Consider the following 12204-nt stretch of genomic DNA (forward strand, 5'->3'; position numbering starts at 1 on the left):
AAACACTCATGGGGTTTCCCTGCATCGGAACAGCTTTGCAAACAATTCGAATCGACTGTTGACCCCGATTTTCTGATAGATCTTTTGGTTGTGGTTCGCTATGGTTTTCACCGATAGGTTGAGCCGTTCGGCAATCTCCTTGTCACTCTTTCCTTCTCCCAGAAGGAACACGATTTCCCGTTCTCTTGCAGAGAGGGAACATTCCTTGGCAAGTTGTTCCAATTTGGAAGAATACAGCACCGTATCAACGGATTTCGCAGGCTGCTCAAGTTCATGCACAAGCAGATCGAAACCATGTTGCATCTGTTCTACGTGGGTTTCGGTTAGGACTCGGTCATGCTCCAAGGTTGTTTTGATGGTCGCAAGCAGTACGTGTGCACTGAATGGTTTGGTAAGATAATGCAACGCTCCTTCCTCTAGGCTTTTGATCTTCTCCTCCAAGGAATCCCGTGCGGTCAGAAAGATGAATGGGATGAGCCGCCCACGCTTTTTGATGGAGGAGAGAAAAGCATGCCCGTCCATATGGGGCATCATGATGTCGCTGATGATCAGTTGCACCGATTCAGTGTCGAGCAATGCCAGGCCTTCCGTTCCCGAATGGGCAACTATACCCCGGTATTCGTCCTTGATTGCAGCGCAAATGAAGGAGCACATGTCCAAGTTGTCTTCCACCACCAAAATGGTAGGTTTTGAGGAGGTATCCGAGCAAGGAAGTTCTTCATTCCCTGGTTCAGCGAATTGCGTGGTGTACAATTTGCTGTTCTGCAGGGGATGCTCGCTTTGTGGCAGATTGGTTGTTCTTTGAACCATCGTATGGGGGAAGGTGAGGGTAAATGTTGAACCGATACCGGGTGTACTGTCCAAAGCCACGGAACCCCCGTACCCTTCCAAGATGGATTTGACCAAGGGGAGGCCGAGCCCCGTCTGCATCTGGTTGCCCATCCTGATTCCGTGATATCGCTGGAAGATCAGCTCTTGGTCGGCTTTCTCTATACCGATTCCTGTATCCTCAACCGAAATACACAAAGATCCATCATCGATGATTCGGGAGGTGACATGGATGGACCCTCCGGCTTTGGTGAATTTCAAGGCATTCGCAAGCAGATTCATCACTACAGCCTCAAAGTCTTCTCCTGCCATCTCAAGAATCGAGGATGTATCCGCCTCTATTTTCAAAGCAATGGAGAGCTGTGCAGCGATGGGGCTGAATTCATCGATCATCCGAGACAGCAAGGCCGAAACCGGAAGCAGGTCGGTACCCACCGTCTCGCTGGGTTTCCCGATTCGAAGCAGATGATTCACTTGTCTCAACAAACGGAGACCGTTTCGTTCAATGGTTTGGAAGACTCGGTCGTTGGCACGGATGGAGTCACCGAATTTCCCTTGCCTGAGTTGATCAGTCATGCCAAGGATAATGGTCAAAGGCGTACGCAATTCATGATTCATGTCCATGAAGAACTCGGTTTTCCGTTGATCGAGCAACCGCAGCTGTTCGCTTTCCCGAGCAGCTTCCTGTCGTTCGAGTTTCATTTGGTTGTAACGGTTTCCCATGGCCAAGGAAAACAGGATTGCCTGCAATGACAAACCGATCGGCTGATTGTAGGTCATGAGGAAGGTGACCATGGTTTCATATCGATGCATGAAGGTAAATATGTTCAAAGCATTCACGGACGTCAGAACGGCGGGTGGAATGAAAGCCACCAAAAGAAGTGTTGCTTCGGTTGGCATCCATTTGATCGCCCGGATGATCGTGTACAGAAAGATGATATTCGTAGAGAACACAAAAAGTTCCCGGATGAAATCAAGCAGTGCATGGAATTCCCGGGCATTCGGCATCAACGCTTTTGCCAGGAGGAAGAAGACGGTATATGCAGCAATGACCAGAATGGAAATGCGGTTGATACGTGAAAGGAGCGGCGCATGGACGGAAAGGGTGAAAAAGGTTTCGAAAAAAAGCAGGAAGGTGATGAACAGCAGATGGGTGATGATCGTAACCCTGTTGTAGGTGAGACTGAAAAGAAAACGGTCGAAGGCGGCAAAGGTTTGCAAGACGGCCAAGAGGACCATGATGACTGAGAAGTAGATGAACATTGGTTCCTTGGTAGAGAACGCCAGAAAGATGGTATAGGCAAGCAATCCCAACAGGACACCGAGTGCAAGCAGCCCGATGATGAGTGGCAATCCTATCGAGCTGTATTTTGGGACGACCAATGCTGACGCTTCCAGGTTTGCGGGTATCATAAGCATGAATACAAACCAAGGCATCTTCAAATACCTACCCGTACCGGAGTGGAAGCAGGACATACACAGCCCCTCCTTCGGTTCTAGCGTATCCTCAGTATATCCGAATGAGGGGAGTAATCAAGACTGAAACGCTGCCTGTATTCTGTTATAACCTCCTGATCGGTATGACTTTGTATGTATTGGAGAGCGAACCGATTTCCTGTGGATTCCCCGTTGCAAAATCTAGGCAGTAGGCCTGATCCAGACCGGATTCGGTTGAAGTCCAATAATGCTCAGGATGGTATGGAGTTTCGAACCGGGAATCGAGGTACAGGTTGCGATACACTTGATAGAGTTCTTCCTGGGAAGGCAGGTGCCAGGACCCGATATTGCCGTCGCCCTGGAAGGAGGCACAGGCATTGGCGGCGGAATTGCGGTACGCGGCTTTCGTAAGGATGGCTTGGGAATTTTCCAGTCCGGTTCCGATTGCCGGGGATGTGCCCCCGACAAGTCGGAAATTCTCAATTCCCGTCCACGCATCCGTATCGTAGGTCGAATCATAGGCGATCCAAGGGAACGTTCCCAATTCCATTTGCGTGATGGCCGCCAGATATCGCCAGGAATCGACGCGGTAGTCGTAATCCACCATATCGTAGAAGACGACGCCTCCCGGATATTGGGTGATTGCATCACCGATCTGATACAGCGGCTTCCATTTTGCATACACGGTAACCGGTGCATGTGACCCGCCTTCGATGCTCAGTTGCATCGTGGCTAGACTGCTCTCGGTAAACCATCCTGCAAAGTAATAGTTGGGTTTGGTTGGGTCAGCGAAGGTAATAGTCGCACTTTCAATATGGTAGCTGGATGGATTTTCGCTGGCATTCGTGCCTCCGTCCAGATGATAGGTAATGGGATACTCGGTAGGTTTCCATTTTGCATGGAGCGTTTTGTTGCCAATGGTACCTTCTACGAGTGTGGAGATTGGACCGATGGTGAACCCGTCGTTCTCATACCATCCAAGGAAATCGTAATAATTACGAGTTGGATCAGCCAAAACAACACGGTCTTCGACGGTGTAGCTGACTGGATTAGCCGCATCATTCGTTCCTGCATTCAGTTCATAGCCGATCGTATAGATGATCGGCGTCCACTTCGCCCAGAGTATCCTGTTGTCTATCGAGCCTTTGGGAATGCTTGTGATCCGGTCACTCGAGAACGCCCCATCTGCGTACCAGCCAAGGAATGTATACCCTGTCTTTGCGGGATCAGCCAAGGTGATGGCATCATCCTCGATGGTATAGCTTTGCGGATTGGCAGCGTTGTTCTCACCTCCTGCCGTCTGATAGGTGATGCTGTACACCGTAGGGCTCCATCGGGCGTATACGGTCTGATTTCCGGTGGATCCTTGTAGTATGTACGATATCGCCGAAGTCGAAAAATCAGAGGTGCCATACCATCCTTCGAAGGTGTAGCCGGTTCTGGTAGGAGTCTGAAGGGTGATTGTCGTTGTCTCGACGGTGTAGCTGACAGGATTGCCCGCATCATTGGTTCCTGCGTTCAGTGTATAGCTGATGGTATAGGTGATCGGCTTGAAATATGCGTACAGACTGTGGTCTGTGCTTGTGCTTACCACGCTCTCCGCTTCTCTCTTGGTCCCGCTTCCCCCTTCGCCGGTATACCACCCTTGGAAGGTGTATCCATTCCTGCTTGATGCAGGCAGCACCCCGTAGGGTTGGTCAAAGGTTGCCTGGATATCGGAAACAGGGCTTCCTCCTGCGGTGACGAACTGTACCGTATAGGTGTTGGCATTCCAATGGGCATAGAGTGTATGCGCACTGTTGGTGTGCATGATGGTGGATGCTTCAACGTTCGTACCGGTACCGTCAGGACCGGTATACCAGCCCTCAAGAGAATATCCGGTGCGCTCAGTATTCGAAAGTTCGCCGTAAGCCGAATCATACCAGACTTGTTTTGTTGCTGGGTTCGCCGCCATTCCTGCACCGGCATCGAAGGTAATGATATAGGCATCGGCAATCCAGTTTGCATACAGTGTATGATTTTCTGCAATGCTTACGCTGGTCCCGGTTCCTATCTTGGCCCCGGTTCCCTCCATTGCTGTATACCATCCGTCAAAACTGTATCCCAAACGGGAGGTAGTCGCCAAATCAGCGTAGGGGGAATCGTAGGTGACTTGTTTTGTGGGTGGCTCAGCAGCACTTCCTGCACCCGCATTGAATGTAACCGTGTAGGTGTGTGCCGTCCATTTGGCAGAGAGGGTAATCGCTTGTGTGGATCCGTGGGGAATCTGGGTGATCGGCGAGCCTGCATAATCAAGGGTAGGATACCAACCATCGAAACGGTAACCGGGGCGATGGGCTTCGGCCAGGTTGATCGTATCGCTCTCGATGGTATAGGTTTGCGGATTTCCCGCAGCATTCGTTCCTCCATTCAGTACATACGTGATCAGATAGGCCGTCGGCGACCAATTTGCATACAAAACCCTGTCCTCTGTTGTCCCATGGGGAATTTGGGTGATCGGGGAACCTGAATACTCACCGGTAGGATACCAACCATTGAAGGTATAATTTTCCTTGCTTGGACTGCTGAGGGTGATTGTCTCACTCTCAATGGTATAGGTTGTCGGGTTTGTTCCTGCATTTGTTCCCCCATTAAGATGATATGTGACCGAATATACGTTCGGTGTCCATGACGCATACACGACACGATCTCCCTGAGATCCTGCCGGAATTGCGGTTACCGGACTGCCTGAGAACTGTGCATTGTCGAACCAAGAGATGAAGGTATATCCGGTTTTGCCTGGATCAGCGAGCGTGATGGCATCATCCTCTATGCAATAATAGGAAGGGTTGGCATTGGTATTTACGCCTCCATTGAGTTGGTAGGTGATCGCATAGGAAGTGGGTGCCCACAGAGCGTACAGAGTCTTGTTACCGGTTGTGCCTGGTTGCAGGACGAGCAGAGGATCCCCGCTTCCCGCGTCATTTTCATACCAACCGAGAAAATCATAGGCATTTTTTGTAGCATTCTTGAGATTGATGGTGTCCTCAACATTGTAGGCTGTCCCATTGTCCGGATGATTCGTCCCTCCATTGAGAGAGTAGGAAAGCGTATAGGTGAGGATCTGCCACTTTGCATACAGTGTTCTATCGCCCGTCGAGCCTTGTTCTATTTGTACGATCGCCGGTTCGGTAAATAGTGCATCTGCATACCACCCTTGGAATGTATAGCCGTTTCGGGAAGGATCAGAGAGGATACATGTTTGCGTCTCAATGGTGTAGTGTTCCTGGTTGGACGGATGATTCGTCCCTCCTTGCATCTGATAGGAAATGGTATAGGACAGCGGCTGCTTATAGGCATGCAGTGTATGATCTGATGCAGTGAGCACCAGTTTTTCATTGGTGATGCTTGTCCCATTCCCTCCCTCGGCGGTAAACCAGCCGCCGAAGGTATACCCGGTCTCGGTGAAGGCAACTTCCGGCAAGCTACCGTACGCTGCATCGAAGGTTACTTGCAAAGGTTCTGGATCGGGTGTCGCACCATGGCTGAGAAAACTCACCAGATAGGTATTGGCGATCCATTTTGCATAAAGCGTGATATTCCCGAGAGAGCCTGTTGGTATCTGACTAACTGCAGGTTCGGTATACTCATCCGTGGAATACCAACCGGCAAAGGTATACCCTTGTCTTGAAGCGTCGGCGAGCGTGATGGTTTCGTCGTCCGTCTGATAGGACGAAGGATTGGCTGGATTGTTCGTTCCCCCGGATACGACATACGTAATGGTGTAGCGGTAAGGAGGTTGGTCTTGGCAATTGGTCAGAAAAACCAAGGAAACGATTACAAGCAGGATGGAGAATGCTTGTCTCTTCTGCATGAATTGGAACTCCTTTTCCCCGTCGGTTGAGGTGGTTTGACACGACTTCGGGCATCGTTGAGTATGCCCCGACTTCATCGTAGGAGTTCGTTGTCTTGGTGCACAGGTTCAAGAAATACCCAATACGATGGGTATTCCTACCTAATTCTGGAATCAGGGCGGTCGTTACCTGATTGTCCCTGTAGGAAAACCAGCTCTTCTTGTCCGGCAATCCCATGGCAGAGCAACGGTACCAAAAAAGGAAATTTCCAGTATGGGAAAAAAACAACCTCCGATACTCCGTGCATCGAAGGTTGCTGTTGGCTGGATGAAAGCTTTTATTTTGCTCCGTACAACGGGGTGACTTGTGCAAGATTATAGCGTTTTGCAGATTGCTTTGCGAACAAACGCACCACAAAGTACAAGAGTACCACGCCGGCAGGCAGAATGATGAACCAGGGAATGCGGATCATCATCAGCAAGTATCCGAGGATTGATACTCCGGCGGCAGTGAAGGCATAGGGAATCTGGGTGTTTACATGAGCCATGTGGTCCGATCCTGCGAAGGTTGAGGACACGATCGTGGTATCGGAGATTGGTGAACAGTGATCACCGAAGATTGAGCCGGAGAGTACGGCTCCGACCGTTGCATAGACCAAGGGATTGACTTGGAGGTTGGTGACGTTCAGCACCAAAGGAAGTGCAATCGGGGATATGATGGCCATCGTTCCCCAGGAAGTTCCCAAGGCGAAGGAGAGCAGCATACATACCAAAAAGACCATAACCGGAAGGATGAACGGTGCATTTTCCACCAAGGGCAATACCAGGTTTACCGTATAATCTGCAGTTCCGACGGCATCACAAGCCGCTTTGAGCGCCCATGCGAATACCATGAGCAGGAAGGCGACGAACATGGTCTTTGCTCCCTGCATGAAGGTCTCCATCATTTCCTTGAAGGTCATGATTCTCCACACCAGTCCAAAGATGATGCACGTGATGGTCATGCCGAATGCACCCCAGAGCAGTGCTGCCGCTGTATCGGAATTCCCCAAAGCTTGGGCGAAGCTTTCTGCGGAAGTGCCGCCTCCGGTATACCACATCCCGAACAAGGCGATGCCGATCAAGGCGACCACGGGAACGATGAAGGTCCAGATGGACAGGTGTTTGTTGCTCACTTCCCCAACTTCAGCCTCAACATTACCGGCAGGAATCGCGCCGTCGGCAAGCAGTTTCCCTTCTTCCCTGGCACGGAACTCTGCCTTCTTCATGGGACCGTAGTCGAAACCGGTGATTGCGATGATGAATACGAGGGCAATGGCAAACCAGCAATAGAACATATAGGGGATGGACCTGATCCAGATTGTGTAGGCCGATACGCCTAAGGATCCGAAAGCAGTCAAGGCAACTGCAATAGTGTTTGTCTGATAGCCCGCCCAGTCGGAAATGGGGGCGAGACCGGAAACCGGCGAAGACGTGGAGTCCAACAAGTAGGAGAATTTCTCACGGGAGAGCCGATTCTTGTCTGACAAGCTCTTTGCAGCGGTTCCCACAATCGCTGTATTTGCATACTCATTGAAAAATACGAGAATGCCCAGCAGTCCGATGAGGATCTGGGACTTGTTGCTGTTCTGTACTTTTTTCTCTAGCTTCTGGACCAATGCGGTTCCTCCGCCCAGTTTGTACATGAGACCGATTGCGCCTCCGACGACAAACAGGAAGAGAAAATATTCCGCCTGCCATTTATTGAGAAGCTGGTTCGATGACCAGTCCCAGGTGCTGGCAATGGCTGAGAATATGTTGCCTTTGTTGACCAACATTCCACCGACCAAAACACCGATGAAGAGAGAGGAGATGACTTCTTTTGTGAGGAAACATAAAAGAAGGGCCACTACCGGTGGTAGAAGCGAGAGCATTCCGTAATCCATACATACCTCCAAAGGGAGGGATGCGACGTACAGGAGCCAACGATGCCGGCGTCGTATCTCTCAATGATTTGCAATTATTGTAAAACCGGCATTCCTGAATTCGCAAGCGTGTAAGAATCCCATTCTGCATGATTGGAAAAGTATTTTTTCTTTGATTTCTCTTTGGGTAACTTTTTTGTGGTTACAGATTGAGAAGTATATTCCACCCCTGGTCATCGGCAGGCAGCAAGGGATAAACGTATGGCCCAACCATGTGCGCAACGTACACAGCATGTGAGGTGAAGAAGCCTCATCAAGTCCTGTGTACCGTACTTGATCACTCCTTGGGGGGATGCAACTCATGGGATCTGTTGACCATATAGCCGAAGGTGTCTTTCAACAGAATCTTGAGATAGGCGAGGCGATTTTTCTGGTTCATGAGAACAAGAAGGATCAACAAGAGGACGAAAGCCACAAAACCAAGGATAAGCAATGTTACCGCAACGATATTTTCAGTATACATGGCTTGTGCAAAGAGGACGATGGTTGCCCAGTACCGTTGCAGAAGAAGATTCGGAGGGGAGGGAAGTTCCACCATGGTCAAGATTTCCGATTCTCCGGGTTTTGCGATCAAAAAGTGATAATAGCTGTTTTGCGTCAGCAATTCAGCGCCGCCCCCGCCGCTGATGATGTAACGTACACCGTCTTTTGAACTATCAAAATAGCTGTGGATGTGCGACAGGTAGACGTTTTGTACCCCATAACGGGTCATCAGGTTCTCGAACCGCTGGGCTTCTGTCTTGTCACGGAATCCGTGATCAATGGATTCGTTTTCACTGTACGCTTCCAGTTTCCTCTCGACGAATCCGCCTTCCTTCTCAACCTTGTCTGTATATGCTTCGATTTCGTTTGGTTTCAATCCGCTCCGAGGATCGGTTGGAGGAATATGGGAGATCACGGTAATGCGCTTGCCTTGCGCCTTCTTCAAATCCCGTTCCAACCAGGCATATTGTTCTTCCGGAATGGCTGTCTTCTGTGCATATCCTCTGGAGCTGTCAAGGAAGACATAATGATTTCCACCCAAATCGAATGCATAGTACGGTGGACCGTATAATTGCGTGTAGGTGGATCTTCCCTCTCCGCGAATGTCGTGGTTCCCCAAGGTTGTGCAAACCGTCGTTGCCATATTCGCAACCATCTGGTCGAACAGGCGGTATTGGTTGGGTTTCCCGCTGAAGACCAGATCGCCGTTGTCAATGACGAAGGCCGGCTTAATTGCGTTCACCTGTTCGATGATCGCGCCAAACGTTTCGTACCCATCTCGGTTGTCGCCCAGCACGACATAGGCTTCATTGTCAAATCCAGATTTGGCGGAAGGGGTGAGTCCTACTGTCTTGCCGATAGGAATCTGCAGACTGAATTCCAACGTGTTGACACTCACTCTGGATCGGGAAATGCTGGAGTCCAAAAGCAATCCATACAGTTCCGGATTGATGTTTTCCAAATCGATGGAAAGTGATTGCTCCTTGGATCCACTGTTTGTGATTTCAATGCGTACCATTGGTGACAAGGCCCGGATAACCAGATGTTCGAGGGAACCTCTTTTTTGGATCCCTTTGACAAAGCCATCCTTCACGGTAACAGCGAATCCATTCCAGCTGTATTGAGAGATCCCTTGTTCAGGGTCATACTGCAGGGCAAGGGAAGTAAAACCATGGTTGATGGTGTATCGGTGATGTGCGTTGTAAAAAAAGAGGGTGGTTCCTGCGATGAGGCAGAATAACAACAGCAAGGTGCAAATCTTGATGATTCGTTTCAGCATTTCTTCCTTCTTCACCATGAAAGTCCCCCGTCCTGTGTATGAGTATATCGGTTGATGAAGATTTGGGAAAGGAAAAGCAGAAGCGGCAAACGACATTCAACAGGGGATGTCTAGAGAAGAAGGGAGCTTTACCAATTCCTCGGGGTAAACGGGATGCCTCCGTTGGCTTCCAGGACCTTGATCTCTGGGCGCAAGGTCACCTGCTTGGGAAAGTCGTCCCAATCGCCGCCAAGGCGTTTGAGTAGCAGATCGGCTACTTCCTGGCCGATTCGTTCGAGCGGTTGGCAAACGGCATAGTGGCAGAGCTTGAGCAGGGGAGAATAGCTCAGATAATCGAAACTTGCGAAGACCAGGTGTTGCAGCTGTTCTGCATCGAGCATTTCCATTGCCTGAAGGGTTGCTCCCAGATGCATGGAGTCGTTGGCGATGAAAAATGCCTGGGGATGATCCGGTTCTTGCAGCACCTGCTTCAGTAATGCGCGGCCTTCGGCTTGGTTCATCGCTCCCATATGCAGGATAAACCGCTCTTCAAGGGGGAGGCCGAAGGCTGCCATGGCTTCCAGGAAGCCGGCCAGACGCTCACCGGCAGTATGGATCTGTGAATCACCTCCCATGAAACCGATACGCGTAAACCCTTCCTGGGCGAGAGCCAGTACCATTTGGTGCACTCCGTATCGGTTGTCGGTTTCCACTGAGTCCACTGTAAGATCCTTGATGCGACGGTCCACCATGATCAAGGGTATGTTTGACAATGCCTTGGAAAGAAAATGGTCACCTTCAGATCCTGCCGGCATGACGACCAATCCATCCACATTGCGTTCGATCAAAATCTGCAGTTTTCGTTTCTCTTCCTCGACACAGTCGTTGGAGGAGGTGATGATCATCGAATAGCCTTTGGGCGCGAGTCGTTGCTCCATAGCTTCGACGACTTCCATGAAGAAGATGTTGGAGAGTTCAGGGGCAATGATGCCGATGGTGCGGGTCTGACGGAATTTCAAGGCACGGGCGACCTCATTACGGTTGTACCCAAGGTTCTCCATCACCTCCAAGACCCGTTTGCGTGTTGTTTCCGTCACCGTTTCACTGTGGTTGAGGACACGGGATACCGTTGCAATGGAAACCCCTGCCGCCTGAGCCACATGCTTGATGGTCGGTGATGTATTTTCGTCAACCATGCTGATCCTCTAAAAAACAGAGGGGTGCCAACGCGAATGTCGGCGACCCCTCTGGTAGATGAACCTGAGGTCTGGTTCAACAATCAATCATAGATCAAACCCTTGATGTCGGCATCATCCATGTTCTGGTAATTGTAGAACTTGGCTCCTGTATCGACATCAGCAACCGGTTCACCCTTGTAGGCTTTGTAAGCCAATTCGACGGCCTTGTATCCGATCTGGTACGGATCCTGGGTAATCGAACCAAGGAAGTACTGGTTACGTACGGCATTCTTCTGTGCAGCGCCTGCATCATAGCCGACGACCACGACATTGCGCAGTGCGGCATTGCTCTTCAGCGTTGCTCCGTCATTCGTTGCTGCCAAGAGGCCCTTTACCGTAGCTTCATTGGAGCAGAAAATTCCGAGGATGTTGTCGCTGGTGACCTTGTTCAGCACAGCCTGGGCTGCGTTGGTGGCATCGGTCATGGCCGAAGAAGCAGGAACGATCATCTCGATGAATACTTTCTTGCCCTTGGTGGGGCTGTCGGAGGCGATGTAGGCGGTGTTGCCGATGACCGAAATGTCACTCTTGGAAAGAGCGGTCTTCTCATCAATCAACTTGACCATCGTATCCCTAAAGCCCTTGCCGCGGCTGAGCAGTGATTCACCGGAGGCATCCTGGTTCATGACCACGATCTTCACCGGTTTTGCATCGGTCGCCGCTTCGATTCTGCTCTTGATCACTTCGAACATCTTCTCTGCTGCCATACCTGCGGCTGCATAGTTGTTGGTTGCTGCATTCGCCCAGATTGATCCAGCGGGAGCTTCGGGAACGCCTGAGTCGAATCCGATCACAGGAATGCCCTGACTCTTGGCCTGCTGGAGCTGGTCCAGCACGCTGCTGGTGTTCAATGCCGCCAAGGCAATGGCCACAGGATTCTTGGCCATGGCGTTGTTCAGCATCTCAACCTGAATCTGTACATCACTTTCGGAAGGAGGTCCTTCGAAGGTGATGTCTACACCATACTTCTCAGCTGCTGCGTTGGCACCCAATTTCACTTGTTGCCAGAAATCATGCTGCTCGCCTTTTGAAACAACGGCGATGTAAGGTTTCTTGGCCTCCTGTACACCTTGGGCAAACACCGTTGTTGAAGCAAGTACAACCAGAGCCAACAGAACGACTAAGGTTTTCTTCATACTATCCCTCCTGTTTTTTCCCGGCCTC

The 12204-nt window shown here is 50.5% G+C and carries 6 protein-coding genes; all 6 read right to left on the minus strand.

Annotation, left to right across the window (positions count from 1 at the left end; translation table 11 throughout):
- Nucleotides 1-6: 6 nt before the first annotated feature.
- On the minus strand, nt 7-2304 hold the full coding sequence (locus tag AB7C91_RS02755; RefSeq protein ID WP_332448018.1) for an ATP-binding protein: 2298 nt from the start codon (nt 2302-2304) through the stop codon (nt 7-9).
- Between the two features lie 85 nt (nt 2305-2389).
- On the minus strand, nt 2390-6118 hold the full coding sequence (locus AB7C91_RS02760; protein ID WP_428589073.1) for an InlB B-repeat-containing protein: 3729 nt from the start codon (nt 6116-6118) through the stop codon (nt 2390-2392).
- Between the two features lie 317 nt (nt 6119-6435).
- Nucleotides 6436-8022, minus strand: a complete 1587-nt coding sequence (locus AB7C91_RS02765; RefSeq protein WP_332448016.1) for a Na+/H+ antiporter NhaC family protein — start codon at nt 8020-8022, stop codon at nt 6436-6438.
- Nucleotides 8023-8338: 316 nt separating this feature from the next.
- Nucleotides 8339-9841, minus strand: a complete 1503-nt coding sequence (locus tag AB7C91_RS02770; protein WP_332448015.1) for a metallophosphoesterase family protein — start codon at nt 9839-9841, stop codon at nt 8339-8341.
- A gap of 110 nt (nt 9842-9951) precedes the next feature.
- Nucleotides 9952-10998 (minus strand): LacI family DNA-binding transcriptional regulator, encoded by a 1047-nt coding sequence (locus AB7C91_RS02775; RefSeq protein ID WP_428589077.1) that lies wholly within the window; start codon nt 10996-10998, stop codon nt 9952-9954.
- A gap of 83 nt (nt 10999-11081) precedes the next feature.
- Complete coding sequence (locus tag AB7C91_RS02780) at nt 11082-12176, minus strand: substrate-binding domain-containing protein (RefSeq protein WP_332448013.1); 1095 nt, start codon at nt 12174-12176, stop codon at nt 11082-11084.
- Nucleotides 12177-12204: the final 28 nt, after the last annotated feature.

Source organism: Sphaerochaeta sp., from assembly GCF_050256055.1.
Taxonomy (GTDB): Bacteria; Spirochaetota; Spirochaetia; order Sphaerochaetales; family Sphaerochaetaceae; genus Sphaerochaeta.

What these genes read in the sequence shown, in the direction of transcription:
- AB7C91_RS02755 (WP_332448018.1), bottom strand. Translation starts at nt 2,304, where the DNA reads ATGTCCTGCTTCCACTCCGGTACGGGTAGGTATTTGAAGATGCCTTGG.
- AB7C91_RS02760 (WP_428589073.1), bottom strand. Translation starts at nt 6,118, where the DNA reads ATGCAGAAGAGACAAGCATTCTCCATCCTGCTTGTAATCGTTTCCTTG.
- AB7C91_RS02765 (WP_332448016.1), bottom strand. Translation starts at nt 8,022, where the DNA reads ATGGATTACGGAATGCTCTCGCTTCTACCACCGGTAGTGGCCCTTCTT.
- AB7C91_RS02770 (WP_332448015.1), bottom strand. Translation starts at nt 9,841, where the DNA reads ATGGTGAAGAAGGAAGAAATGCTGAAACGAATCATCAAGATTTGCACC.
- AB7C91_RS02775 (WP_428589077.1), bottom strand. Translation starts at nt 10,998, where the DNA reads ATGGTTGACGAAAATACATCACCGACCATCAAGCATGTGGCTCAGGCG.
- AB7C91_RS02780 (WP_332448013.1), bottom strand. Translation starts at nt 12,176, where the DNA reads ATGAAGAAAACCTTAGTCGTTCTGTTGGCTCTGGTTGTACTTGCTTCA.